The 25,974-nt window shown below is 64.2% G+C and carries 26 protein-coding genes; 22 read left to right on the forward strand and 4 right to left on the reverse strand.

Annotation, left to right across the window (positions count from 1 at the left end):
• The first annotated feature begins 91 nt into the window (after positions 1-91).
• The 11 genes from TBU01S_RS08300 (at position 92) to TBU01S_RS08350 (ending at position 11,180) form a co-directional block, all read left to right on the forward strand.
• Complete coding sequence (locus TBU01S_RS08300; protein ID WP_068636171.1) at positions 92-1,342, forward strand: MFS transporter; 1,251 nt, start codon at positions 92-94, stop codon at positions 1,340-1,342.
• A gap of 142 nt (positions 1,343-1,484) precedes the next feature.
• Positions 1,485-2,252: a 3-hydroxyacyl-CoA dehydrogenase gene (locus tag TBU01S_RS08305; protein WP_068636172.1), complete on the forward strand. Its 768-nt coding sequence runs from the start codon at positions 1,485-1,487 to the stop codon at positions 2,250-2,252.
• Between the two features lie 171 nt (positions 2,253-2,423).
• A complete protein-coding gene (locus TBU01S_RS08310; protein ID WP_068636214.1) occupies positions 2,424-4,943 on the forward strand; it encodes a heavy metal translocating P-type ATPase in 2,520 nt (839 codons plus the stop codon).
• A 20-nt stretch (positions 4,944-4,963) separates the two neighbouring features.
• Entirely contained in the window at positions 4,964-5,176 is a 213-nt protein-coding gene (gene ccoS, locus TBU01S_RS08315) for a cbb3-type cytochrome oxidase assembly protein CcoS (RefSeq protein WP_068636173.1), read from the forward strand.
• Between the two features lie 373 nt (positions 5,177-5,549).
• Positions 5,550-6,980, forward strand: coding sequence for a cytochrome-c oxidase, cbb3-type subunit I (ccoN, locus tag TBU01S_RS08320; RefSeq protein ID WP_068636174.1), 1,431 nt, complete (start codon positions 5,550-5,552; stop codon positions 6,978-6,980).
• Between the two features lie 16 nt (positions 6,981-6,996).
• On the forward strand, positions 6,997-7,632 hold the full coding sequence (ccoO, locus tag TBU01S_RS08325; protein WP_068636175.1) for a cytochrome-c oxidase, cbb3-type subunit II: 636 nt from the start codon (positions 6,997-6,999) through the stop codon (positions 7,630-7,632).
• Positions 7,633-7,647: 15 nt separating this feature from the next.
• Positions 7,648-7,836, forward strand: coding sequence for a CcoQ/FixQ family Cbb3-type cytochrome c oxidase assembly chaperone (locus TBU01S_RS08330; protein WP_068636176.1), 189 nt, complete (start codon positions 7,648-7,650; stop codon positions 7,834-7,836).
• Positions 7,829-8,719, forward strand: a complete 891-nt coding sequence (gene ccoP / locus TBU01S_RS08335; RefSeq protein ID WP_068636177.1) for a cytochrome-c oxidase, cbb3-type subunit III — start codon at positions 7,829-7,831, stop codon at positions 8,717-8,719. Before TBU01S_RS08330 ends, ccoP begins: the two co-directional genes overlap by 8 nt.
• A 97-nt stretch (positions 8,720-8,816) precedes the next feature.
• Complete coding sequence (gene ccoG / locus TBU01S_RS08340) at positions 8,817-10,247, forward strand: cytochrome c oxidase accessory protein CcoG (RefSeq protein WP_068636178.1); 1,431 nt, start codon at positions 8,817-8,819, stop codon at positions 10,245-10,247.
• Positions 10,244-10,756 (forward strand): FixH family protein, encoded by a 513-nt coding sequence (locus tag TBU01S_RS08345; RefSeq protein ID WP_068636179.1) that lies wholly within the window; start codon positions 10,244-10,246, stop codon positions 10,754-10,756. The genes ccoG and TBU01S_RS08345 overlap by 4 nt, the downstream gene beginning before the upstream one ends.
• Positions 10,757-10,943: 187 nt before the next feature.
• Positions 10,944-11,180, forward strand: coding sequence for a hypothetical protein (locus tag TBU01S_RS08350; protein WP_068636180.1), 237 nt, complete (start codon positions 10,944-10,946; stop codon positions 11,178-11,180).
• An 82-nt stretch (positions 11,181-11,262) separates the two neighbouring features.
• On the opposite strand, the gene TBU01S_RS08355 is transcribed toward TBU01S_RS08350, so the two are convergent.
• Complete coding sequence (locus tag TBU01S_RS08355; RefSeq protein WP_068636181.1) at positions 11,263-11,706, reverse strand: universal stress protein; 444 nt, start codon at positions 11,704-11,706, stop codon at positions 11,263-11,265.
• 125 nt (positions 11,707-11,831) lie between these two features.
• Here TBU01S_RS08355 and TBU01S_RS08360 point away from each other — a divergent pair, with 125 nt between their 5' ends.
• Both TBU01S_RS08360 and TBU01S_RS08365 read left to right on the forward strand, forming a co-directional pair.
• Entirely contained in the window at positions 11,832-13,241 is a 1,410-nt protein-coding gene (locus tag TBU01S_RS08360; protein WP_068636182.1) for an MBL fold metallo-hydrolase RNA specificity domain-containing protein, read from the forward strand.
• A gap of 133 nt (positions 13,242-13,374) precedes the next feature.
• Positions 13,375-15,051 carry a PHA/PHB synthase family protein gene (locus tag TBU01S_RS08365; RefSeq protein ID WP_068636183.1) on the forward strand — a complete coding sequence of 559 codons (1,677 nt, stop codon included), beginning with the start codon at positions 13,375-13,377 and terminating at the stop codon, positions 15,049-15,051.
• A 9-nt stretch (positions 15,052-15,060) separates the two neighbouring features.
• On the opposite strand, the gene TBU01S_RS08370 is transcribed toward TBU01S_RS08365, so the two are convergent.
• Positions 15,061-15,744, reverse strand: coding sequence for a Crp/Fnr family transcriptional regulator (locus TBU01S_RS08370; protein ID WP_068636184.1), 684 nt, complete (start codon positions 15,742-15,744; stop codon positions 15,061-15,063).
• A 102-nt stretch (positions 15,745-15,846) separates the two neighbouring features.
• On the opposite strand from TBU01S_RS08370, the gene TBU01S_RS08375 reads away from it, so the two are divergent.
• Positions 15,847-16,236, forward strand: a complete 390-nt coding sequence (locus tag TBU01S_RS08375) for a SirB2 family protein (RefSeq protein WP_068636185.1) — start codon at positions 15,847-15,849, stop codon at positions 16,234-16,236.
• Between the two features lie 59 nt (positions 16,237-16,295).
• On the opposite strand, the gene fnr is transcribed toward TBU01S_RS08375, so the two are convergent.
• Positions 16,296-17,042 (reverse strand): fumarate/nitrate reduction transcriptional regulator Fnr, encoded by a 747-nt coding sequence (gene fnr / locus TBU01S_RS08380; RefSeq protein WP_068636186.1) that lies wholly within the window; start codon positions 17,040-17,042, stop codon positions 16,296-16,298.
• A gap of 146 nt (positions 17,043-17,188) precedes the next feature.
• On the opposite strand from fnr, the gene hemN reads away from it, so the two are divergent.
• From hemN to ppa, 3 genes are all read left to right on the forward strand, one after another.
• Complete coding sequence (hemN, locus tag TBU01S_RS08385; protein ID WP_068636187.1) at positions 17,189-18,580, forward strand: oxygen-independent coproporphyrinogen III oxidase; 1,392 nt, start codon at positions 17,189-17,191, stop codon at positions 18,578-18,580.
• A 128-nt stretch (positions 18,581-18,708) separates the two neighbouring features.
• Positions 18,709-19,419, forward strand: coding sequence for a sulfite exporter TauE/SafE family protein (locus tag TBU01S_RS08390; RefSeq protein ID WP_068636188.1), 711 nt, complete (start codon positions 18,709-18,711; stop codon positions 19,417-19,419).
• Between the two features lie 106 nt (positions 19,420-19,525).
• Complete coding sequence (ppa, locus tag TBU01S_RS08395; protein WP_068636189.1) at positions 19,526-20,053, forward strand: inorganic diphosphatase; 528 nt, start codon at positions 19,526-19,528, stop codon at positions 20,051-20,053.
• Between the two features lie 177 nt (positions 20,054-20,230).
• Here ppa and TBU01S_RS08400 read toward each other — a convergent pair whose 3' ends face one another.
• Positions 20,231-21,898 carry a sigma-54-dependent Fis family transcriptional regulator gene (locus TBU01S_RS08400; protein ID WP_068636190.1) on the reverse strand — a complete coding sequence of 556 codons (1,668 nt, stop codon included), beginning with the start codon at positions 21,896-21,898 and terminating at the stop codon, positions 20,231-20,233.
• A 250-nt stretch (positions 21,899-22,148) separates the two neighbouring features.
• Between TBU01S_RS08400 and TBU01S_RS08405 the strand changes: the two genes are divergently transcribed.
• From TBU01S_RS08405 to TBU01S_RS08425, 5 genes are all read left to right on the forward strand, one after another.
• Positions 22,149-22,469, forward strand: a complete 321-nt coding sequence (locus tag TBU01S_RS08405; protein WP_068636191.1) for a 2Fe-2S iron-sulfur cluster-binding protein — start codon at positions 22,149-22,151, stop codon at positions 22,467-22,469.
• 295 nt (positions 22,470-22,764) lie between these two features.
• A complete protein-coding gene (locus tag TBU01S_RS08410) occupies positions 22,765-23,028 on the forward strand; it encodes a phenol hydroxylase subunit (RefSeq protein ID WP_068636192.1) in 264 nt (87 codons plus the stop codon).
• Between the two features lie 32 nt (positions 23,029-23,060).
• Positions 23,061-24,056, forward strand: coding sequence for an aromatic/alkene monooxygenase hydroxylase subunit beta (locus tag TBU01S_RS08415; RefSeq protein WP_068636193.1), 996 nt, complete (start codon positions 23,061-23,063; stop codon positions 24,054-24,056).
• Positions 24,057-24,067: 11 nt separating this feature from the next.
• Entirely contained in the window at positions 24,068-24,337 is a 270-nt protein-coding gene (locus TBU01S_RS08420; RefSeq protein ID WP_068636194.1) for an MmoB/DmpM family protein, read from the forward strand.
• A 26-nt stretch (positions 24,338-24,363) separates the two neighbouring features.
• Positions 24,364-25,917, forward strand: coding sequence for an aromatic/alkene/methane monooxygenase hydroxylase/oxygenase subunit alpha (locus TBU01S_RS08425; RefSeq protein ID WP_068636195.1), 1,554 nt, complete (start codon positions 24,364-24,366; stop codon positions 25,915-25,917).
• Positions 25,918-25,974 lie beyond the last annotated feature (57 nt).

The raw sequence follows: 25,974 nt of genomic DNA on the forward strand, positions 1-25,974 counted from the left end.
GGGGGCCTGTTGCTGCGGCGCGCGGCCTGCGTGCAGAAAAGGAAGGGCATGGTGATGGTCGTCGTCGGGGCTCACATGGGTGGAGCCGGGCATGCAGGCTGATTCCTCTGGGGTACGCAGCGCCTTGCCCGGCCCGATCCGCGCGCTGGGGCACCGCAACTTCCGCTATTACTTCCTGGGGCAGGTGGTATCGATCCTCGGCACCTGGATACAGCAGGTGGCGATGTCGTGGCTGGTCTATCGGCTGACCGGGTCGGTGGCGCTGCTCGGCATCACCACGTTTGCCGCGCTGGTGCCGATGCTGGTGGTGGCCCCCCTGGCGGGGGCCTGGATCGACCGCCACGACAAGCGCCGGCTGCTGATCCTGGTGCAGGGCTTGCTGGCGCTGCAGGCCCTGTCGCTGGCAGTGCTGACCCGGTTCGAACTGGTCGGACCGGACCTGCTGGTCGCGATGTCGGTGCTGCTGGGGGGGTTGAATGCCTTCGATACGCCGCTGCGGCAGTCGCAGATCAACAGCTTCGTCGGCAACCGGGCCGATCTGCCGAATGCCCTGGCGCTGAATGCGATGGCCTTCAATTCGGGGCGTTTTCTCGGGCCGCCGCTGGCCGGACTGCTGCTCGGGCTGACTTCGGAGGCATTCTGCTTTGCGCTCAATGCCCTGTCGTTTGCCGCGCTGGCCTTCGGCGTGTGGCGGATTCGCGTGGCGCCATCGCCGCGCGCGAGCGGCAGCACGGCCTCGGTGTTCCGCGAAGGCCTGGCATATGTTTGGAGTACGTATGCGATCCGGACGCTGATCCTCACGCTGGCGATGACGAACCTGACGGCATCGAGCTATGCGGTATTGTTGCCGGTGTTCGCGAAGGATGTCTTCGCTGGCGATGCGCGCATGCTCGGCATGCTGTGGGGGGCGGCCGGCGCGGGCGCCTTCCTCGGCACGGTGTTCCTTGCCACGCGCAAGCACCTGCCCGGCCTGGTGGAGGTGATCCTCAGCGGCGCGGCGATCGGTGCGCTGGGCCTGCTGGTGTTCTCGTACAACCGTTTCCTGCCCGTCTCGCTGCTGGCCATGGGCATGCTGGGCCTGGGCATCTCGATCGGCAACGTCGCCACCAACATGCTGTTGCAGACCCTGGCGCCCGACCATCTGCGGGGGCGGGTCGTGTCCTTCTTCAGTTCGACGCGCTTCGGTTTCGACGCCATCGGCGGTCTGCTTGCCGGCTTGCTGGCGGCACAGGTCGGCGCACAGCGGGCGATGCTGATCGAGGGGTTGGTACTGGCGATGTTCGTCGTCTGGGTGCTCGGCAGCCGAAGCCGCCTGCGCGATGAGGTCGTGAGCCGGGTCTGAGCGCAGATGGCGCCTTGGGGCCGTCCGGCGGGGAGGGGCGGGCCAGGGCGGAGGGTCGGTTGTTATTGACGTTAACGTCAACGTGAACTATGTTTGCAGGCTGAGGTTCAGATATATCAGTCTACAGACGGGGAGGTTGGCGATGCAGATCGAAAACGGTGTATTCGTTGTGACCGGCGGCGGCTCGGGCCTGGGTGCCGCGACGGCGCGCATGCTGGTGGGTGCGGGGGGCAGGGTCGTGCTGGCCGATGTCAATCGCGAGGCGGGAGAGGCGCTGGCCACCGAACTGGGTGCTGCCGCGGCCTTCGTCGCCACCGACGTCACCGACGAGGCGAGCGGCAAGGCGGCGATCGATCGTGCGGTGTCGGGCTTCGGCGGCCTGAACGGCCTCATCAACTGCGCCGGCGTGGCGCCGGCCGAAAAAGTCGTCGGCCGCGAGGCGCCGCATCGGCTGGATTCGTTCGCCCGTACCGTGTCGATCAACCTGATCGGCACCTTCAACATGATCCGGCTGGCGGCCGACGTCATGAGCAAGGCCGAGGCGGACGCCGGTGGCGAGCGGGGCGTGATCGTCAACACGGCGTCGGTTGCCGCGTTCGACGGGCAGATCGGGCAGGCAGGCTATGCCTCGTCCAAGGCCGGCGTGGTCGGGTTGACGCTGCCGGTGGCGCGCGAGCTGTCGCGCTTCGGTATCCGGGTCATGGCGATCGCGCCGGGCATCATGGAAACGCCGATGCTGATGGGGATGCCCCAGGAAGTGCAGGATTCGCTGGGCAAGATGGTTCCTTTCCCGTCGCGTCTCGGCAAGCCGGCCGAGTTCGCCGGGCTGGTGCGCCACATCATCGAGAACGCCTACCTGAACGGCGAGGTGATCCGCCTCGACGGTGCCATTCGCATGGCGGCAAAGTGAGCATCGGGTGAGCTCCCCCGCCTGCGCTGCGGCGCACCGCCGCAGCGCGCGGCCGTGCAATGGCCGGGCAGGGGGAAATGTGCTAAAAACGGGTCATCCCGACGGGCCGCCCCGTTTCGACCGCCTCTGAAGGATGTGTCCTTCAGAGGCGGCTTCACATTGCTGTTGCCGATGACCGCTGCCGACCCTTCTGCCGTTTCTCCCCCTGTCGACTCGTCGTCCGTCGCCGCAGCCCAGGCCCAGGAGGCCGACTGCTATCACTGCGGCCTGCCCATCCCGCCCGAAACGCAGCACTATGTTCGCATCGATGGCCGCGACAGGCGGATGTGCTGTGTCGGCTGCGAGGCCGTTGCCCGCTCCATCGTCGACAATGGCCTGGTGGACTACTATCGCCACCGCGATGCAATGCCCGAGACGCGGCGCGAGGCGATGCCGGTCGAGTTGCAGGAACTCGGGCTGTTCGACCATCCGGATTTCCAGAAGAGTTTCGTCCGCCCGGTGGGCGAGCACGAGCGCGAAGCGTCGCTGATCCTGGAAGGCATCACCTGTGCCGCCTGCGTGTGGCTGAACGAGAAGCACGTCGCCCGCCAGGAAGGCGTGTCCGCGGTCGAGATCAACTATGCGACGCGGCGTGTGCGGGTGCGCTGGGACGAGCGCAGGATCAAGCTTTCCGACATTCTCGGCGCCATCCAGGCGATCGGCTACCGCGCCTATCCCTATGATGCCGAGCGTTCCGAGCAGATCGCCGACCGCGAGCGCCGCTCGATGCTGTGGCGGGTGTTCGTCGCCGGTTTCGGCATGATGCAGGTCATGATGTACGCCTTCCCCGTCTATGTGGCGGGCGAGGGCGACATGAGCTGGAACATGGAGCTGCTGATGCGCTGGGCCAGCCTGCTGCTGACCCTGCCGGTGGTGCTGTATTCGGCGGCGCCCTTCTTCCAGCGTGCGGTGCGCGACATCCGCCTGCGCCGGCTGGGCATGGACGTGCCGGTCGCGGTGGGCGTGGGCAGCGCCTTCCTTGCCAGCCTGTGGGCGACACTGACCGATGGGCCGGAAGTGTATTTCGACTCGGTGACGATGTTCGTGTTCTTCCTGCTGGGCGGGCGCTACCTGGAGATGGTGGCGCGCCAGAAGGCGGTGCGCGGCGTCGAGGAACTGGGCAAGGTGCTGCCGTCCTTCGCCGAGCGGCTGGCGGGCTGGCCCGAACAGCTCGTCGCCGAGCGCGTGCCGGCGTCGCAACTGGCGGCGGGCGACGTGCTGCGGGTCCGCCCGGGTGAAGTGATCCCGGCCGATGGCGTCGTCGTCGAGGGCGTGGGCGACGTCAACGAGGCCTTGCTGACCGGAGAGAGCCTGCCCGTCGCCAAGCGGGCCGGCGATCTGCTGACCGGCGGCAGCATCAACGTGTCGTCGCCGCTGCTGTTCCGCGTCGAGCATGTCGGCGACGAGACGCGGCTGGCGGCCATCCGCCGGCTGATGGAGCGTGCGGCGACGGAGAAGCCGCGCGTCGCGACGCAGTCCGACAAGGTGGCGGAGTGGTTCATCGTGACGCTGCTGGCGCTGGCCAGCCTGACCGGGATCGCGTGGTATTTCATCGACAGCGAACGGGCCTTGTGGGTGTTCGTGTCGGTGCTGGTGGTTGCCTGCCCGTGCGCCCTGTCGCTGGCCACGCCGACCGCGCTCACCGTGGGCACCGACGCCATGGCGCGCATGGGCGTGCTGGTCACGCGCGGCCACGCCATCGAAACGCTGGCCAATGCCACGCACTTCGTGTTCGACAAGACCGGCACGCTGACCCACGGGCGTATGCGGCTGGACGAGGTCCTGCCGCTCGGCGGGCGGAATGCAGCCGAACTGACCGCGCTGGCCGCGGCGATCGAACAGGGCTCCGAACATCCGGTGGCCGCCGGCCTGCGCGAGGCGGCGCAGGACATGGCGCTGCCGGCGGTGCACGCGCTGCGTGCCGAGACGGGGCAGGGCATGCAGGGGGTCATGAATGGCGAGGCATTCTGGATCGGCCGCCCCCAGTACGTCGCCGAGGCTGCCGGGCTGACGCCGCCCACCGTGCTCGAAACCTTCGCCGAGCGCGGCGGAACGGTGGTGGCGCTGGCTTCCGCCGCGGGCTGGCAGGGATTGTTCAGGCTGGCCGATACGCTGCGTGCCGGGGCCGGCCCCCTGGTGCGGCAGCTTGCCGAGGACGACATCGAGCTCGGCGTGCTGTCCGGCGACGCACCGCGTGCGGTTGCCGCGGTCGCGGATGAACTGGGCATTGCCGAAGCGCATGGCGGCATGAGTCCGCAAGGCAAGCAGGCCTGGATCGCCGGCCTGCAGAAGACGCCGACGGCGGTGGTGGCGATGGTCGGCGACGGCGTCAACGATGCGCCGGTGCTGGCCCAGGCCCACGTCTCGGTGGCGATGGGCGGCGGCACGGAACTGGCCCGCAACCAGGCCGACATCGTGCTGCTCAACGAAAACCTCGGCAGCCTCGGGCAGGCGGTGCTGCTTGCGCGCAAGACGCTGCGGATCATCCGCCAGAATCTGTGGTGGTCCTTCGCCTACAACTTCACTTCGGTGCCGCTGGCGATGCTGGGCCTGGTCACGCCCTGGATGGCCGGTGTCGGCATGGCCGGCAGCTCGCTGCTGGTGGTGTTGAACGCGATGCGCCTGCAGCGCGTGCCGCGCACCGGCAAATAAGGGAATGGACGAACCCCGACATGGAAGCAAGCCTGTATCTCCTCATCCCGCTCTCCGTGGTGCTGGTGTTCGTCATCGGAGGATTGTTCTGGTGGTCCCTGCGCAACGGCCAGTACGATGACCTGGAGGGCCCGGCCTATCGCCTGCTGCTCGACGATCGCGATGAACTTCCCCAGGGCGACGAGGCTCCGGAGCGCAAGGATGGGGAAGCGGCGAAGGAGCTGGAGCCCTGAAGGAAATGCCTGCGGGTTGACCTATGTCAACTTGGCTTTTGCCCGTTGCGGCACACTTCGTCTCAAGGGTTTCAAGCGACTGCGCGGCAGCGGTCCGAAACAGGATTTTTTGTCTCTCTGTTGGGGTTGGGGGTGCGTTGATTCGCACCCTTTTTTTTCGCCTGCGAATCTTGCCTCCACCTGCAGAACGGTGTCTGCAGCCAGCGTGAATACGCCGCTCGGCTTCCTCCTGCTGACACACTGCAATACAATGTTGATCTGTATCAAATTGAGGTCTCGATCCCTGCGTATCCTTCGTCCCGGCATTTGGGGCGTGCGCATCCGGTCGGGTGGCGTGGCTCAAGAAAGGGTTTTCAACTAAGAGGTGACTCACATGCAATCGCAAGCGACTTATAACTATAAAGTCGTGCGTCAGTTCGCCATCATGACGGTGGTGTGGGGCATCGTGGGCATGCTGGTCGGCGTCATCGCCGCGGCACAGCTCGTGTGGCCTGAACTGAACGTTCACGAATTCCTGCATTTCGGCAGGCTCCGTCCGCTTCATACCAATGGCGTGATCTTCGCATTCGGCGGTTGCGCGCTGTTCGCCACGTCCTATTACGTGGTGCAGCGAACCTGTCATACCCGGCTGTTCGCGCCGGGCCTGGCCGCCTTCACCTTCTGGGGCTGGCAACTGGTCATCCTGCTGGCCGTGATCACCCTGCCGCTCGGCTACACCAGCTCGAAGGAATATGCCGAACTCGAGTGGCCGATCGACATCCTGATCGCGATCGTCTGGGTGTCCTACGCAATCGTGTTCTTCGGCACCATCGCCAAGCGCAAGGTCTCGCACATCTACGTCGCGAACTGGTTCTTCGGCGGCTTCATCCTCACCGTCGCGCTGTTGCACATCGTCAATAGCGCCGCGATTCCCATCTCGATGACCAGCATGAAGTCCTACTCCGCCTATGCCGGCGTGCAGGACGCGATGGTCCAGTGGTGGTACGGCCACAATGCGGTGGGCTTCTTCCTGACCGCGGGCTTCCTGGGCATGATGTACTACTTCGTGCCGAAGCAGGCCGACCGTCCGGTGTATTCCTACCGCCTGTCCGTGGTGCACTTCTGGGCGCTGATCTTCACCTACATGTGGGCCGGCCCGCACCATCTGCACTACACCGCGCTGCCCGACTGGACCCAGTCCGTCGGCATGGTGTTCTCGCTGATCCTGCTGGCACCGTCCTGGGGCGGCATGATCAACGGCGTCATGACTCTGTCGGGCGCCTGGCACAAGCTGCGTACCGATCCGATCCTGAAGTTCCTGATCACCGCGCTGTCGTTCTACGGCATGTCGACCTTCGAAGGCCCGATGATGTCGATCAAGACCGTGAATGCGCTGTCGCACTACACCGACTGGACCGTCGGCCACGTGCACTCGGGCGCGCTGGGCTGGGTGGCGATGATCTCGATCGGCTCGATCTACTTCCTGCTGCCGCGCATGTACGGCAAGACCGAGATGTACAGCGTCAAGCTGATCAACGCGCACTTCTGGATCGCCACCATCGGCATCGTGCTCTACATCGCTTCGATGTGGATCTCGGGCGTGATGCAGGGGCTGATGTGGCGTGCCACCAACGCCGACGGCACGCTGACTTATTCCTTCGTCGAGAGCGTCAAGGCCAGCTATCCGTTCTGGACCATCCGCTTCATCGGCGGTGTGCTGTTCCTCGCCGGTATGCTGATCATGTTCTACAACATGGTGAAGACCATCGCCGGCCAGAAGGCCTATGAAGCGCCGGTGCTCGCACCCGCGGCTGCTCACGCCTGATCGGAGAACGACAAACATGGCTCAATCGAAACACGAAAAAATCGAGCGCAACGTATTCCTGATGATCGTCCTGTCGCTGATGACCGTCAGCGTGGGCGGTCTGGTGGAAATCGTGCCGCTGTTCTTCCAGCACTCGACGACGACGGCAATCGACCAGAAGGGCAATGCGCTCGACGTCAAGCCCTACGACCCGGTGCGCCTGGTCGGCCGCGACATCTACATCCGCGAAGGCTGCTACAACTGCCACTCGCAGATGATTCGTCCGTTCCGCGCCGAAACCGAGCGCTATGGCCATTATTCGGTGGCGGGCGAGTTCATCTACGACCATCCGTTCCAGTGGGGCTCCAAGCGTACCGGTCCCGATCTGGCGCGTGTCGGCGGCCGCTATTCCGACGAATGGCAGCGGGCGCACCTGCTCAACCCGCGCGACGTGGTGCCCGAATCGAACATGCCTGCGTTCCCCTGGCTCGATCGTCCGGTCAAGGCCGACGACATCCAGCTGAAGATGCGTGCGCTCAACAAGGTGGGCCTGCACAAGTACAGCGAGGAAGAGATCGCCGCCGCGCCCGCCGCCCTCGAGGGCAAGACCGAACTGGACGCCATCATTGCGTACCTGCAGGGTCTGGGCACTGCGATTTCGGACTTTAAGTAAGGGTCGAGGCGCGCCGTGGATATCAATGACCTCAGAAGCCTGTTCACTGTTCTGGGCTTGCTATGCTTCCTGGGCATCGTCGTCTGGGCATACAGCAAGCACGCCAAGAAGGGATTCGACGAGGCGGCGCGCCTGCCCCTGAGCGATGATGACCTGCCGGCCTCCGATCGCCGGCAAGACCAAGAGGGAAAAGCAAATGGCTGACTTTATCAGCGGTTTCTGGAACATGTATGTGATGGTCCTGGTGGCCCTCTCCATCCTGTTCTGCGTGTTCGTGCTGGCGTCGAACATGACCAAGCGCGAAAAGGGGCCGGTCGAACTGCACGGCCACGTGTGGGACGAGACGATCGCCGAATACAACAATCCGCTGCCGCGCTGGTGGATGTATCTGTTCTGGCTCACGATCATCTTTGCCGTCACGTATCTGGCGATCTATCCGGGCTTCGGCGACGTGAACCAGCACCGCGGCCAGTGGGCGCAGTACGACGCCGAAATGGCCAAGGCCGAGGAGCGCTACGGCCCGATCTTCGCCAAGTACCGCGAGATGGACGTGATGGCCGTGGCTGCCGATCCGGAAGCGAACGCGATGGGCAAGCGCCTGTTCCTGACTTACTGTGCGCAGTGCCATGGTTCAGCTGCACAGGGCAACAAGGGCTTCCCCAACCTGACCGACGACGAATGGCAGTGGGGCGGTGATCCCGAGGCGATCAAGGCCACCATCACCGGTGGGCGCATGGGGATCATGACGCCCTTCGGCCCGATCCTGGGCGGGGAAGGTGTCAAGGACGTTGCCAACTACGTCCGTTCGCTGTCGGGCCTGGCGCACGACTCGCTGCGCGCCCAGCGCGGCAAGGAGGCCTTCGACACCAATTGCGTGGCCTGCCACGGCGCCGATGGCACCGGCAACCCGATGCTCGGCGCGCCCAACCTGGCCAACAAGGCCTGGCTGTACGGTTCGTCCGAAGCGACCATCGTCGAGACCATCACCCATGGCCGCACCAACCAGATGCCGGCCTTCGGCGAGTTCCTCGGCGAGGACAAGGTCCACCTGCTGACGGCCTACGTGCTGAGCCTGAGCAAGCAGTAACAGTCGGTACGGTAAAAGCAGTTCCATCCCCGGGAGGAGGGGGTCCTCCCGGGGTTACCCATAAAACAAGAACAAGAATTCATCGGTCAGAGGCACCATGAGCAGCCCATCCCCACAGCCGAACAAATCGGCCAAGCAGAATTCTTCCCAATCGAGCGACTCGCTCTACGAATCACGCCGCAAGCTTTACGTGCGCGCCGTCACCGGCCTGTTCGCCAACTGGCGCTGGGCCTTGGTGTGGATCACGCAGATCGTTTTCTACGGATTGCCGTGGCTGACCTGGAACGATCGTCAGGCAGTCCTGTTCCATCTCACCGAGCGCAAGTTCTACATCTTCAACTGGGTGTTCTGGCCGCAGGACGTGCTCTTCCTCGCCCTGCTGCTGATCATCTCCGCCTACGCGCTGTTCTTCTTCACTGCAATCGCTGGCCGCCTGTGGTGCGGCTACGCTTGTCCGCAGACGGTGTATACCGAGATCTTCATGTGGTTCGAGCAGAAGATCGAAGGCGACCACAGCAAGCAGCAGAAGCTCGACAAGATGCCGATGAACGGCGAGAAGGCGCTCAAGCGGACGGCCAAGTATTTCGTCTGGGGGCTGTTCTCGCTATGGACCGGGTTCACTTTCGTGGCCTATTTCTCGCCGCTGAAGGAATTGCTGGCCGCCGTGCCGGGCTTCACCTTCGGGCCATGGGAAGCATTCTGGATCCTGTTCTATGCGGGCTTCACCTATCTGTTCGCAGGTGTGATGCGCGAGCAGGTGTGCAAGTACATGTGCCCCTACGCCCGCTTCCAGGCGGTGATGTTCGACCCCGACACCCTGGTCGTCACCTATGACGAAGGGCGTGGCGAACCGCGCGGCTCGCGCCGGAAGGGGGTCGATCCCAAGACGGTGGGCAGGGGAGACTGTATCGATTGCAGCATCTGCGTCCAGGTCTGTCCGACCGGAATCGACATCCGGCAGGGCCTGCAGTACGAGTGCATCGGCTGTGGGGCCTGTATCGACGCCTGTGACCAGGTGATGGACAAGATGCAGTACCCGCGCGGCCTCATCCGCTATTCGACCGATAACGCGGTGAAGAAAGGCTGGGGGCGCAAGGAGATACTCGGGCACGTCCTCCGTCCCCGTACATTGATCTATGGCTTCGTGCTTGCGGTAATGTGCGTCGGATTCGTGCTGCTGCTCGCGAACCGCGAGCCGCTGCGGGTCGACGTGATTCGCGACCGCTCCTCGCTCGGGCGCGAGATCGAAGGCGGCATGATCGAAAACGTGTATAACCTGCATGTGATCAACATGTCCGAAGCGTCGCGCAGCTTCCGCATCGATGTCGTGGGCATTCCCGGGGCCAGGATCGGCAGCGCGCAAAGCGTCGAGGTCGGCCCGGCAGCAACGCATTCGCTGACGACCCAGGTCCTCGTGCCTTACGATCAGGGCCAGCCCGGAGCGAACACGATTGCCTTCCAGATCACCGCGGAAGATGATTCCGGCCTGAGCATCACAGAAGAAACGACTTTCCTCATTCCAAGATGAATACGACCTTGACAGAGAAGACGCCGCCGCCGTGGTACAAGCAGGGTTGGCCCTGGTTCTTGATCAGCTTCCCGGCGATTGCAGTCGTCGCCGGGATCGCGACCCTGGTGATCGCCATCAATACCTTCGATGGCATGGTGGTCGATGATTACTACAAGGAAGGGCGTGCCATCGTGCAAACGATGGAGCGTGCCGAGCATGCGAAGGAGCTCGGCCTGAGGGCGCACCTCGTCGTGCGCAGCGACTCGATCCGGATCGAACTCGATGCGCTCGATACGTCGAACTTGCCCGAGCGCCTTCTCCTCACCGTTTCGCATCCCACGCGTGGCGGCATGGACCAGGAAATTCTGCTCGAAGGTGCCGGCGGCGTTTACCAGGCTGCACTGGCGCCCCTGAGCACCGGGCGCTGGCTGTTCCTGCTGGAGGACGAGGCTCGCAGCTGGCGTATGAGCGGGGATACTTACATTCCGACGGAGACGGAAATCTGGATCGATCCAGCAGCTGCTTGAGCCGTTTACCGGCTATATTGAAAGGACACCCCGACTGCGGCCTGGCAGTGTGCCGGCCTGCCCAGCCTGTCCATGCTCGCCTTCCCCATCGGCAGGGCGAACGGTCTGCTTCCGGCGCGGAAGCCGAATGGCCGGAACGGACTGCTGAGAGCAATGTCATGATTCTCCCGTGCGAAGGAGAGATGCGATGCTGAAATGGATACAGGTGCTGTGGCCGTCATTCCTGGTGGCGGCGATGGCAGAGGCGGTCTTCTTTACCGTGATCGATCCGCAACAGCTCTACCTGTTCGGGCAGCCGGTCGACTATGGCGAACTGGCGACCTATTCGATCGGCTTTCTCGGCTTCTGGCTGGTATGCGCGGCCTCCAGCCTGTGCACGATCTTTTTGCAACGCAGTGCCAGTGAGCTGAATCGGCGGAATTGACGTCCCGCTGCCAGGCCCGGAAATGCAGAACGGCCCTCACGGGCCGTTCTGCATTTCCGGGGGAGTTGTCGAAGCTCGCCGTTCAGCGATAGACGAGGACCGGGATCTTGCTGTGCGTCAGCACTTTCTGGGTTTCGCTACCGAGCAGCAGGCCGGCGATGCCGCGGCGGCCGTGCGAAGCCATGAAGATGAGATCGCAGCCATGGCGGTCGGCGGCATCGATCACTGCCTCGTAAGGTATTTCGTTGACGACCGTATCGGTCGCCGCCACGACGCCTGCGCTGTCGGCAACGGCTTTTGCCTTGTCGAGGATGGATTGTGCTTCCGCTGCCGCGGATTTTGCGAACTGTTCCGGCGTGGTGGGGTCGATCAAGGCGCCTTCGCCGTAGATCGGCATCGGAAAATCGGGCTGGGCGTAGAAGAATGTGACGCGCGCCCCGGCTTCACTGGCGAAGGTCACTGCACGGGAAACCGTGCTTTCCGACAGTGCGGAACCATCGGTGGGAACGAGGATGTGCTTGAACATGGCGTATCTCTCCTGTCGGTTGGGTGCAATTCGATTATAGCTGGCTGTGCCGCGGCATCGGGTTTGACGAGCGTCAAACGGTCTGCCGTTCGAGGGGTGCATCGTGCATGGCAAGGGGATAGACGATGAAACTGAGCTTCATGGGTGCAGCCGGCGAGGTGACGGGATCGTGTCTGCGGGTTGACCACGAGCGCGGGAGCTTTCTCGTGGACTGCGGCCTGTTCCAGGGGGGACGGACGGCGGAGGGGCGAAATCGCCGTGCGCTCGATTTCGACCTCCGGCAGATCGACTTCGTGCTGTTGACGCATGCCCATCTCGATCACAGCGGCCTCGTACCACGCCTCGTCGCACTCGGCTACAAGGGGCCGGTTCTGGCCACGCCCGCGACGGTGGACCTGCTCGGCATCATGCTGATGGATTCCGCGCACATCCAGGAAAAGGAAGCCGAGTGGGCCCTGCGCAATGCGCACAATCGCCGTGCCCGCCGCCGTGCGGAGATGACGCCGCTCTACACCGTCGAGCAGGCCCGCAGCAGCCTCGCCCGCTTGCGGCCCGTCGCCTACGAGACGGATTTCCGTCCGGGGCCGGGAGTGCGTTGCCGCTTTCGCGAGGCGGGGCACATCCTGGGTTCGGCGATCATCGAGATCGATGTCGGTGAAGGCACGGCAGTGAAGCGCCTGGTGGCGTCGGGCGATCTCGGCCAGCCGATGCGCCCGGTGGTGCGCGATCCGGTGCCTGTCGAGCGTGCGGATGTGCTGTGCGTGGAATCGACCTACGGCAACCGCGCCCACCGGCCGCTCGCGGCCACTTGCGACGAACTGGTCGATGCGATACAGCAGACGGTACACGGGCGTGGCGGCAATGTCGTCATTCCGGCATTCGCCGTCGGACGGACGCAGGAGATCTTGTTCGTGCTGGCCGATCTGGTGCGCGCAGGCCGCCTCGGGCCGCTGAAGGTCGTCGTCGACTCGCCGATGGCCTCGGCGGTCACGGCGCTGACCCTGGACCACCACGAACTCTGGGACGAGGAGACGCAGGCGCTCTATGCCTGGTGGCAGTCCAGCCAGGGACGTTTCGACGTCCGTTTCGTGCAGGACGTCGAAGAGTCGATGGCGCTGAACGAAGTCCGCGGTGGCCTGGTGATCATCTCCGCCAGCGGCATGTGTGACGCGGGGCGGATCCGGCATCATCTGCGCCACAACCTCGGCCGCAGCGAATGTGCGGTCGTCATCGCCGGCTTCCAGGCCGCGGGCACGCTGGGCCGCCGGCTGGTGGATGGGGCGCAGCAGGTCACGCTGTTCGGTGAGCGGGTTCCGGTGCGCGCACGCATCCACACCATTGGCGGTTTGTCGGCGCATGCCGATCAGCCGGCACTGCTCGATTGGCTGGGGCGCTTCAGGCAGGCGCCGCAGCATACCTTCGTCGTGCATGGGGAGCCGCTCGGCGCGCTGGCGCTGGCCGATGCCATCCGCGACCGGCTGGGATGGCGGCATGTGCTGATGCCCGAACCCGGGCGGCCTTACTTCATCCAGTGAACAGAATGGGAGATCGAACATGAACCAGAAGATCGGGGGGGCGGCGAAGAGGCAGGCGCGGGGAGGAAACGGAGCGGGTCGGGCCCGCTCTGCCGCGCCCCGGCCGCCGGAGTTCTACAAGACCCTGCACCGCATGAACGAAGGCCTCGCCGAGGCGGCCGATCCGCTGGGCCTGGCGGCGCCCATCGTCCATGCACAGCTCGCCTGGCTGGCCCACCCCCAGGAGCTTGCCGAGCGTGCCATGCGGCTGTCGTCCGACCTGTGGCGCCTGCAGTGGCATACCTGGAATCGCGCAGCCGGCTTGCCCAGTACCGATCCGATCGAACCGCATCAGGGCGACACGCGGTTTGCCGATCCGGTGTGGACTGAGTCCCCGACCTGGGATCTGATCAAGGAGTGGTATCTCGCCTTCACCCATCACACCCAGGACATGCTCTACGAGACGCCGGCCCTGTCGAGCAAGGAGCGGCGGCGGGCGGCGTTCTGGTGGCGCAACTGGCTCAATGCCGTGGCGCCGACGAACTTCCTGCTGACCAATCCGGTGGCTTTGCGCAAGGCGGTGGAAAGCGGCGGCGCCAGCCTCATGCGCGGCTTCGAGAATTTCTTCGCCGACCTGAAGGCGGGCGACATCAGGATGACCGATCCCGATGATTTCAAGGTCGGTGAGAACCTCGCCGTCACGCCGGGTGCGGTGATCTTTCGCAACCGCCTGCTCGAAATCATCCACTACGCCCCCAGCCAGCCGCGTATCCATGCCGAGCCGGTGGTCATCGTCACGCCCTGGATCAACAAGTTCTACGTGCTCGACCTGACGCCGAAGCGGAGCATGATCCGCTTCCTGCTCGACCAGGGGCTGGACGTCTTCATCACGAGCTGGAAGAACCCGGACGCTTCGATGCACGAGCTCACGTTCGACGACTACCTGCTCGAAGGTGTCGATACCATCGTGCGTGTCGCACGCGAGTTCACCGCTGCCCGGCAGGTCCACGCGGTGGGCTACTGCATCGGCGGCACGGCGCTGGCGATGTACATGGCCTGGGCCAACCGCCGCCATGGCGAGGATGCGGTGCCGGTCGCCGACTGGACGCTGTTCACCACCCTGGTGGACTTCCACAAGCCGGGCGACATCGAAGTCTTCATCGACAAGAGCAGCATCGACTACCTGGACAACAAGATGGCGCAGAAGGGCTATCTGGATGGGGCCGAGATGGCGGCTTCCTTCCGCCTGCTGCGCTCGAACAGCCTGATCTGGCAGTACGTGGTCAATGGCTGGCTGTATGGCGAGACGCCACCGCCTTTCGACGTGCTGTACTGGAACATGGATTCCACGCGCATGCCGTATGCGATGCATGCCTGGTATCTGCGCGAGCTCTACCTGCACAACCGGCTGATCCAGCCCAACGCCCTCGAAGTCGCCGGCGAAAAGCTCGACCTGTCGCTGATCCGCCAGCCCATGTACGCAGTCGCGGCCGAGGATGACCACATCGCGCCCTGGCGCCAGACCTTCGCCATCAACAACCACGTGGTCGGCAGCCGGCGCTACGTGCTGTCGAGCTCGGGGCACATCCTCGGCATCCTGAATCCGATCGTTCATCCGCCGAAGCGGCGCTATTGGGTCGCGGATGCACGCCGTTCCGATACCGCCGATAGCTGGCACCAACGTGCCGAGCAGCACCAGGGCAGCTGGTGGGAGGACTGGATGCGCTGGCTCAAGCCGCGCGTCGGCCCGGAGGTCGAGGCGCGGCCGGTCGCGAACGACAGCTTCCCGGCGTTGTGCCCGGCACCGGGAAGCTACGTGCTGGAGCCCTGAGCCGCGTGCTCAGACCTGGTGGCGTGCCAGGCGGGCAGGATCGTGCAGCGTGATGTGCTTGCCGTGCACGCTGATCAGGCCGGACTCGCTGAGATCGTGGAAGATTCGCGACAGGGTTTCGGGCGTCAGGTTCAGGCGCGAGGCGATCACCTGCTTGCTGGTGGGCAGGTCGATCTCGCAGGGCGAGTCGCTGTCGGCGACCTGCAGCAGATAGCCGATCACGCGCTGGATGCTCGAGCGCAGCGAGTAGGTCTCGACGTCCTGGATCAGGCCGTGCAGGCGGATCGACATGCCGGCGAGCAGCTTGTGGGCGAAGGAGGGGTCCTGGTCGATCAGTTCGCTGACCACGGCCTGGCCGACGTGGATCAGCGCCGTTTCCGTCAGCGCCTCGGCGAACACCGGGTAGGGCTTGTTCATGAACATCACCGCTTCGCCGAAACTCTGCATCGGGCCGATGATCTCGACGACCTTTTCCGTGCCCTGCGGCGAGGAGAAGGCGAGCTTGACCTGGCCCGAGACGACGAAGTAAAAGCCATGCGGCTGGTCGCCGCGCTGGAACAGGACTTCGCCGCGGGCGATGTGGCGGTCGCGGGTGTAGCGGGCGATGCGCTCGATGTCGGCTGCGGACAGTTCGCTGAAAAGCGGAATGCGCTTGAGCAGCGCGGGGATGTCTATTGGTGGGGTGCTGGCCATGTGCGGGCGCTCCTGATGGGAAGCCGTCTCGTTTGTCGGCCTCCATTCTAATTGAGGGCAGGGGCTGCGGCGGCCGTGCTGCCCCTGGAAAAAAGGAAGAACATGTATTTCGCCATCAAGCATCTTCACGTCACCTGCGTGGCGCTCAGCATCCTGGGCTTCCTGCTGCGAGGCTACTGGATGATCAGCGGTAGCCCCTTGCTGAAGAGCCTGCCGGCGCGGGTGCTGCCCCACGTCGTCGATAGCGTCCTGCTGATCACGGCGATCGTGCTGGCGGTGATGATCCAGCAGTATCCGTTCCAGGCTGATTGGGTGACGGCCAAGGTCATCGGGCTGGTCGCCTACGTCGCGCTCGGCACCGTCGCCCTCAAGCGCGGCAAGACGCGCTCGCAGCGGCTGTTCGCGTTTGCCGCCGCGCTCGCGGTGTATGCGTGGATCGTGTCGGTGGCGCTGAGCAAGAACGCTGCGGGCTATCTGGCTGCCGTCGTCTGACGGGACGGTCGAGGCAGCGAGACGGGAAGGGGGCAAAGGCAGGCCGGAAGCAGGCGCTCTCAGCGCCCGCAGCCGGCCGTCTGATGCTGGACCAGCTTGCGCAGCCTGGTCGTGTCGAGCAGGCGGATGTGCTTCTGCTGCACGGCGATCAGGCCTTCTTCCTGGAAGCGGGAAAAGGCGCGCGACACGGTCTCGAGCTTGAGGCCGAGGTAGGAGCCGATTTCCTCGCGCGTCATGCGCAGGTGGAATTCGGCCGCCGAGAAACCGCGTGCGGTGAAGCGCTGCGACATGTTGAGCAGGAAGGCCGCCAGCCGCTCCTCGGCGCGCATCGAGCCGAGCAGCATCATCACGCCGTGGTCGCGCACGATCTCGCGGCTCATGACCTTGTGGAACTGATGCTGCAGGCCTTCGACCTCGTGCGACAGCTGCTCGAGCTTGGCGTAGGGGATCACGCACACTTCGCTGTCTTCCAGCGCCACCGCGTTGCAGCTGTGGCTTTCGGTGCTGATGCCGTCCAAGCCGAGGATTTCGCCCGTCATCTGGAAGCCGGTCACCTGGTCGCGGCCGTCCTCGAGCAGCACGTCGGTCTTGAACGAGCCGGCGCGAATGGCGTAGATTGCCTCGAAAGGATCGCCCGCACGGTACAGGCTCTGCTGGCGCTTGACCTTGCGGCGCCCGCCGACCAGTTCGTCGAGCTGGTGCAATTCGCTGTCGGACATGCCGAAGGGCAGACACAGCTCCACGAGATTGCATTGCGAACAGGCGGTCTTCAACCCGTTCATGGTCACTGGCACGCTTGCCCTCATCTGCACGATAATTCCGTTCCCTTCAGACACTGTCCCGGGCGCCCTCACCAGTCCATCGACCCCGGGCTGTTCCTGCCCGTTGATCCACGTCAACCAAAATATTGTGGTGTTCTGCCATTGTTCGGCACACACTCAAGCTTCAGATCATGACCGACCAGAACGAACTCATCTTCGATCCGCAGCTCATCCGCCGATTCGACATCAACGGTCCGCGGTACACGTCCTATCCCACTGCGGATCGCTTCGTCGAGGCATTCAACGCTGATGCCCTCAAGGATTGGCTTGCCAAGCGAGCCATCGGCGGCGTCAGCAAACCTCTCTCATTATACTTCCACATCCCGTTCTGTAACACGATCTGCTACTACTGCGCCTGCAACAAGATCATCACCAAGGATCACGGGCGCTCGGCCAAGTACCTGAAATACCTGGCCAAGGAGATCGAGATGCAGGCCGCCTGTCTGGAGGGCGGCCACCAGGTGACGCAACTGCACCTGGGCGGCGGCACGCCCACCTTCCTGTCGCACGACGAAATGCGGCAGCTGATGGCTTCGGTGCGCGAGCATTTCACGCTGGTGCCGAATGGCGAATATTCCATCGAGGTCGACCCGCGCAAGGTGGATTTCGACACCGTCGCGCTGCTGGCCGAACTCGGCTTCAACCGCATGAGCGTCGGCGTGCAGGACTTCGCCGAAGACGTCCAGCGGGCAGTCAACCGCATCCAGAGCTTCGAGGAAACCAAGCTCGTCATCGATGCCGCGCGCGCCAACGGCTTCAAGTCGGTGAGCATGGACCTGATCTACGGCCTGCCCAGGCAGAACGTCATCAGCTTCAACCGCACGCTCGAACAGGTGCTGGAGATCTCGCCCGACCGCGTCTCGCTCTACAGCTATGCGCACCTGCCGGGCCTGTTCAAGCCGCAGCGCCGCATCTCGCAGGACGACATGCCCACCGCCGACACCAAGCTGCAGTTGCTGCAGCTCGGCATCCGCCGCCTGACCGAAGCGGGCTACGTCTATATCGGCATGGACCACTTCGCCAAGCCCGACGACGAACTGACCGTCGCCCAGCGCCAGGGCCGGCTGCACCGCAACTTCCAGGGCTACTCGACCCAGGCCGAATGCGACCTGCTGGCCTTCGGCGTGTCGGCGATCGGCAAGATCGGCCCGGTGTATGCGCAGAACGTCAAGACGCTCGACGACTACTACGATGCCCTCGACCGCGACGAACTGCCGGTGCTGCGCGGCATCGAGCTGAACGCGGACGACCTGCTGCGGCGCTCGATCATCCAGGCGCTGATGTGCCACTTCGAGCTGTCGATGCAGTCGATCGAGATCGCCCACCTGATCGATTTCCGCGAGTATTTCGCCAGCGAGCTCGCCGATCTGCAGGAGATGCAGAAGGCCGGCCTGGTCAGGATCGACGGCGACTGGATCAGCGTCGAGCCAGCCGGCCGCCTGCTGGTGCGCGGCATCGCCATGGTGTTCGACCGCTACCTGCGTGCAGACCGCGAACGCGCGCGCTACTCGCGCGTGATCTGAGCGACGGGCAGGGGGGCTCTGCCTGACGGGCGAGCCCGCCTGCGGCACCGCGCCGCAGCAGCGTGCGTGCCGGGGGCGTAGAATAGGCAGCTTTTCTCCCTGGCCCTCTTACCGGTCCTGTTTCGACCATGCCCGAAACCGGCTACTTCGCCGTCTTCCTGATCGGCCTGCTCGGCGGCACGCACTGCGTGTCGATGTGCGGCGGCATCGTCGGCGCGCTCACCGCCCAGGTGCAGCTGCCCGGCCGCAGGCCGCAATGGCCGCTGCACCTGGCCTACAGCGTAGGCCGCATCACCACCTACACCGCGCTGGGCGGCGTGGTGGGCGCGCTGGGTTCGGTCGGCATGCTGTACGACGGCATGCTGCCGGTGCAGATGGGCCTGTACGTGCTCGCCAACCTGATGCTGATCGCGCTCGGCCTCTATCTCACCGGCTTCACCCGCCTGCTGGTGCCGGTCGAGCGTGCCGGCCACGTGCTGTGGCGCCGCATCCAGCCCGCGACACGGCATTTCCTGCCGGCGCGCTCGGTCAAGCAGGCGCTGCCGCTGGGCCTGCTGTGGGGTTTCATCCCCTGTGGCCTGACCTATTCCATCCTGGCGACTGCGCTCGTCACCGGCTCCGGCGTGCGCGGTGCGGGGCTGATGCTCGCCTTCGGCCTCGGAACGCTGCCCAACCTGCTGCTGGCCGGCATGCTGTTCAAGCGTTTCCGTGATTTCACCCGCAATTCCAAGGTGCGTTTCGCCTCCGGCCTACTGGTGCTGGGCTTCGGCGTGTTCGGCCTGATCCACGCGCCCACGCTGGGCGGCGCGCTGTGGGAGGGCGTGGTCTGCCTGACCTGATGCCCCGGCTTTCGTGTTGCCGGAGCGGCTTCGAAGGCGATGATGCAGTGCAAGACAAGCGGATTTCCCCCTATAATCCGCGCACAATTTTCCACGGGAGGGAATCATGGGTTTCGATCTGGTCAGCGCCGGCAAGGACGTGCCGAACGACATCAACGTCATCATCGAGATCTCCGCGCAGGGCGATCCGATCAAGTTCGAAGTAGACAAGGACAGCGGCGCCGTCTTCGTCGACCGCTTCATGGGCACGTCGATGCGTTATCCGCTGAACTACGGCTACGTGCCGCACACCATTGCCGGCGACGGCGATCCGGTGGACGTGCTGGTCGTGACCCCCTTCCCGCTGGCTCCCGGTGTCGTCATCCGCTGCCGTCCGGTCGGCGTGCTGAAGATGGAAGACGAAAGCGGCGTCGATGCCAAGGTCGTGGCCGTGCCGGTGTCCAAGCTGACCCCGCTGTACGACAAGGTCCAGACCACCGACGACCTGCCCGAGCTGCTGATGAAGCAGACCGTGCATTTCTTCGAGCACTACAAGGATCTGGAACCCGGCAAGTGGGTCAAGGTCGTGGGCTGGGGTTCCGTCGAAGAGGCGAAGAAGGAAATCGTCGACGGCCTGGCTGCCGCCAAGAAGTAAGCCGCCCTGTAGTTTCCGGAATACCGGAAACGCCCCTGCGCTCGCCATTGCATGGCAGCAAGCGCAGGGGCGTTTTTCCGTTCAGGCCGGCTCGGTGGCATGGCACGCGAGCAGCCGGCCGACCCGTGATCGATGTCCGGCCTGCCGGGCAAGGGCCCGGGATTCCAGCGCCGTGCCTTAGCCGGCCTGCTTCTTGATCCGATAGTTGAGCTGTGGCCGCGTCATGCCAAGCAGACGGGCGGCGGCGGCCAGATTGCCATTGGCCTGGTCCACTGCGCGATTCAGCAGGTTTTGCTCGAATGCTTCCAGCGAAACGCCGGATGCCAGTACGGCTGCGACCAGATCCTGGGGCGGCCGGTGCGCCGCCTCGAGTTCGCCCCGGGCGCTGAGTGCATGCTCCTGGCTGTCATCGGGCAGGGCGCCGATGAACAGGTGTTCGATTTCGATCAGGCCATTCTGCGGGGCCAGAATGGCTCCGCGTTCGAGGACATTCTCCAGTTCGCGGACGTTGCCGGGCCAGGAGTGCAGCTTCAGCGCGTGCATGGCCTTGTCGCTGATCCCGGCGATGCGCTTGCCGTGCAGCGTCTCGAAGCGGCGGACCAGGGCATCGACGAGGGCCGGAATGTCGCCGGGGCGCTCGCGCAGCGGCGGAATCGTCACCGGATAGACGTTGAGGCGATAGTACAGGTCGCGCCGGAACGTGCCGGCACTGACGGCCTTCTGCAGATCGACATTGGTGGCGGCGACCAGCCGGACGTTGATCTTGCGCGTGCGCTCGTCGCCGAGCCGCTCGATTTCGCCTTCCTGAAGCACGCGCAGCAGCTTTGCCTGCGCGGGGAGGGGCAATTCACCCACTTCGTCGAGAAAGAGCGTGCCGCCATGAGCCCGTTCGAACTTGCCCGCGCGCGAGGCGTGAGCGCCCGTGAAGGCGCCGCGCTCCACGCCGAACAGCTCCGATTCGATCAGTTCGTCGGGCAGGGCTGCGCAATTGACCGCGACGAAGGGGGCATCCTTGCGTGCGCTCATCTCGTGCAGCGTTCTCGCGAAGCGTTCCTTGCCGACGCCGGTTTCACCGAGCAGCAGGACCGAGACGCTGGTCGAGGCAGCGCGGCTGATCAGGTCGTAGGCATGGAGAAAGGATGAACTGCTGCCGATGAGATCGGGTGTCTTGCGCGGGCAGGCGATCGTGTGGCGCATCGCCTCGATTTCCTCGCGCAGTTCGAGCAGGCGTCCGACGATCGAATCGGCTTCGAAATAAGGCCTGAGCTCGTCGGCATCGGGCCATTCCTCGGCGGGTTTGCCGACGATCCTGCAGTTTTCGCAGCCCGTCGCTGCACATTGGGTTTCCTTGAACAGGATGAAGCGCCCCATGAAGGCGCTGGTATAGCCCGAGGCGTAGCCGATCATCATCCAGCACACGGGTTGATCCACTTCCCCGAAGGCCTGGACGTGGGCCTCGGCTTCCCAGGCATCGTGCCACAGAAATTCAGCGTAGAAAGTGTTGCCCTGCATGTCGAATTCCAGGCGCACCGGTTCGACGCGCGCACATCCTTCGAGCATGTGCAGTTGCGGCCCGACGACGAATGCATCGGCGGGATCGCGTGCCTGGCGCGTCTTGCGCGCAAGCTCCGCGTCGCGCATGCCGGAGGCGAAACCCATCCGTGTAAGGATGCGGCGTGCCTGCTGCTGGCCGACGGAGCCGATCAGTTCCTTGCGCAGTTCGGACATCGCGCCCACATGCAGCAGCAGCATGCGGTGCTCGCTCAGCCAGATATGCCCGTCTTCGGGCGCGAACCGGAGCAGGCTGCGCAGGTCTGCGCTCTCCGGGTATTGGATGGTGGTCACGGATCTCCTCCAGATTGGCGTCACCTCCGCTCTGCCGGCGGCTGGCTCTCCCGGACCCTCGGTACCGTCCGGACACCGGACGAAGCTTAAACGAGTGCTTGTGCCGGGGGGCAGGGAAAACACGATCATAGATAGAATCTCGAGAAAAATAAATGGATGGCATGATTCTTGTATCTGCCGCCATGAGCCGCCGGTCGTGCGGACGAATTGCCGATCGACGGCAAGCACATCGAAAGAGGAGACAGCCCGGATGAGACAGAGATTTGTGGTGGCGATCGAAGGTTGCGGCGAAAGACTCAGCTGCGCGGACAGCGACAACGTGTTGTGTGCCATGGAAGCCCTTGGCCGCAAGGGCATCCCGGTGGGCTGCCGGGGCGGCGGCTGCGGCGTGTGCAAGGTCAGGGTGATGCAGGGGCGCTACCACACGCGCCGCATGAGCCGTAGCTGCGTATCCGAAGCGGAAGAGGCCGCGGGTGTGGTACTGGCCTGCAAGCTTTTTCCCGACAGCGACCTGAGGATCGAGGTGGTCGGCAAGATGGCCAGGGCAGTGTGCGCCGGGGTGGCGAAATGACTGGATGAGTGCCTGAGCGGGCAGGCGGTGCGGCGGGCCGGAAGACGGATGTCTCCGGCCCGTCTTGCTTTCCGGCCGGGATGCTGCATGGCAATAAATCGAATGAATCAAATGATCTATCAAATCAATGAATTGATCATTTGGTGAAGCGCCAGGCAATGGGCGAAGCACGAAGAAATATCGAGATAAACCGTAATCAACATGAAATCTCACGATTTTGCGAGATTGGCACGGAAGTTGTTAATGATGGCTCTGTCGCGATCCCGCATTGATCAAACCGGAGGAGGGGAAGGATATGAAGGATGCCGAGCCTGCGATCGACATCGGCCGGAAGTTCGTGCGCCTCATCGAGCGCAGGCCGGATGGATTCGTCGAGTTCGAGTTCGCCGTCGGCGATCCCGGGCTCTACGCCGAGCTGCTGCTTCCGGCTGAAGCCTACGAATCGTTTTGCCGGGCCAACGACGTCGCTTTTCTGGCGCCCCGGGAAGGGGAATGCGCGGAAGAGGCCGAAGACTGGAACTGGAACCTGCACCAAGCCACGCATCAGCGCTTTCGCTGACTGCGGCCATACAAGCAAAAGGAGGAGCGTCCATGCAGATCGATCTGCGCACCGTGACCATCAAGCCCTTGCGGCACACGTTCGACAACATCGCCCGGCGCATCGGTGCGGACAAGCCGGCATCCCGCTACCAGGAAGGCACGCTGGACATGCAGCAGGAGGCGAACTACCACTATCGCCCGACCTGGGATCCCGATCACCTGATCTACGACCGTGACCGGAGCGCGATCAGGATGGCCGACTGGTACAGCTTCAAGGACCCGCGCCAGTTCTACTACGGTGCCTACACCATTGCCCGGGCCAAGCAGCAGGACACCGCCGAGGCCAATTTCGATTTCGTCGAGAACCGGGGCCTGGCCGCGACGCTGCCGGACGAAATCCGCGACACCGTGCTGGCGCTGCTGATTCCGCTGCGGCATGTGGCCTGGGGCGCCAACATGAACAATGCCGCCGTCTGTGCCTATGGCTACGGCACGGCTTTCACCCAGCCCTGCATCTACCACGCGATGGACCAGCTCGGCATCGCCCAGTACCTGACCCGCGTCGGCCTGCTGCTGGGCGACGTGGATTCGCTCGATGCCGCCAAGCAGGCGTGGATGGAGGACGACACCTGGCAAGGGCTGCGCCGCTACGTCGAGGACACCCTGGTGCTGCGCGACCCGTTCGAGCTGTTCGTGGCGCAGAACGTGGCGCTCGACGGCCTGCTGTATCCGCTGGTGTACGAAACGATCATCGACGACGTGCTCTCGGCCAAGGGCGGCACGCCGGTGGCGATGCTGACCCAGTTCATGACCGACTGGCATGCCGAGACCCGCAAATGGATCGACGCCACGGTCAAGACCGCCGCCGCCGAATCGGCCGGGAACAAGACCGTCCTCGCCGACTGGATCGTGCAGTGGCGCGACCGTGCGGCGGCGGCGCTGCTGCCCGTGTCGCGCATCGCCCTCGGCGAGCGTGCCGACGAACTGACCACCGAAATCGTCCAGCAATTCAACGCACGCATGGCCAAGGCCGGCGTGCCCCTCTGAGGAATTTCCCGATGTCCACCGTATTCATCGCGCTGCAGACCAACGAAGAGACCCGCCAGGTCATCGAGGCCATCGTGCAGGACAATCCCGATGCCGTCGTCAATGAGCAGCCCGCGATGGTGAAGATCGATGCCCAGGACAGGCTGGTCATCCGCCGCGAGACGATCGAGGAGCTGATCGGCCGCCCGTTCGACCTGCAGGAGCTGCAGGTCAATCTGATCACCATGACCGGCAACCTCGACCAGACCGACGACGAGATGGTCCTTTACTGGAACGCCTGAACCGGCACGCCAAGGAGACACGAACCATGGATATGCAAGTCGCCAAGAAGAAACTCGGCCTCAAGGAGCGCTACGCGGTGATGACCCGCGGCCTCGACTGGACGCCCTCCTACCAGAAGATGGAGGACATCTACCCCTACGTCGCCTACGAGGGGATCAAGATCCACGACTGGGACAAATGGGAGGATCCGTTCCGCCTGACGATGGACGCCTACTGGAAGTACCAGGCCGAGAAGGAGCGCAAGCTCTACGCGATCATCGACGCCTTCAACCAGAACAACGGCCACCTCAACGTCACCGACGCGCGCTACATCAACGCCGTCAAGCTGTTCATCAGCGGCATCAGCCCGCTCGAATACGTCGCCCATCGCGGCTTCGCCCATGCCGGCCGCGCCTTCCCCGGGCCGGGGCCGCGCGTCGCCTGCCTGATGCAGTCGATCGACGAGATCCGCCATGCCCAGACCCAGGTGCATTCGATCTCGAACTACAACAAGTACTACAACGGCATGCACGATTTCCATCATGCCCATGACCGCGTGTGGTTCCTGTCGGTGCCCAAGAGCTTCTTCGACGATGCGCTGACCGCGGGCCCGTTCGAGTTCATGGTGGCGATCGGCTTCTCGTTCGAGTACGTGCTGACCAACCTGCTGTTCGTCCCCTTCGTCTCGGGCGCGGCCTACAACGGCGACATGGGCACGATGACCTTCGGCTTCTCGGCGCAGTCCGACGAGGCGCGCCACATGACGCTGGGCCTGGAGGTGATCAAGTTCATCCTCGAGCAGGACCCCGCCAACGTGCCCATCGTGCAGCGCTGGATCGACAAGTGGACCTGGCGCGGCTACCGCGTGCTGACGCTGGTGGCGATGATGATGGACTACATGCTGCCCAAGCGCACGATGAGCTGGAAGGAGGCGTGGGAAATCTATTTCGAGGAGAACGGCGGCGCGCTGTTCAAGGACCTCGCCCGCTACGGCATCACGATGCCCAAGTGCGCCGGGCAGATCGCCCTCGAAAAGGACCATCTGTCGCACCAGGCCTGGAGCACTTTCTACAACTACGCCGCTGCCGCCAACTTCCACACCTGGATGCCGGACGACGACGAGATGAAGTGGCTGGCGAGCAAGTATCCCGACAGCTTCGACAAGCTTTACCGCCCGCGCTACCGGTTCTGGCGCGAGCAGGCGGCCAAGGGCAATCGCTTCTACAGCAAGACGCTGCCGATGCTGTGTCAGGTCTGCCAGATCCCGATGGTCTTCACCGAACCGGGCGAGCCCACCAAGACCTGCTACCGCGAGGTTGACTACAGGGACGACAAGTATCACTTCTGCTCGGATCACTGCAAAAAGATCTTCGAGGACGAACCAGAGAAGTACACCCAGGCCTGGTTGCCGGTGCACCAGATCTACCAGGGCAACTGCTTCCCCGAAGGCACCGATCCGACGGTGGAAGGCTTCGATCCGCTGGCCGAGGTGCTGAAGTTCTACAACCTGGAGCACGGCCGCGACAACCTGGATTTCGAGATCTCGGAAGACAGGAAGAACTTCGCCGAATGGCGCGGCCAGGCGACCAGGAACATCTGAGCATCTCGATGCCGCGGGCGGTTTCCCACCTGCGGCCGACAAAAACACCCAGGAGAC

The organism is Thauera butanivorans NBRC 103042, from assembly GCF_001591165.1.
Taxonomy (GTDB): Bacteria; Pseudomonadota; Gammaproteobacteria; order Burkholderiales; family Rhodocyclaceae; genus Thauera; species Thauera butanivorans.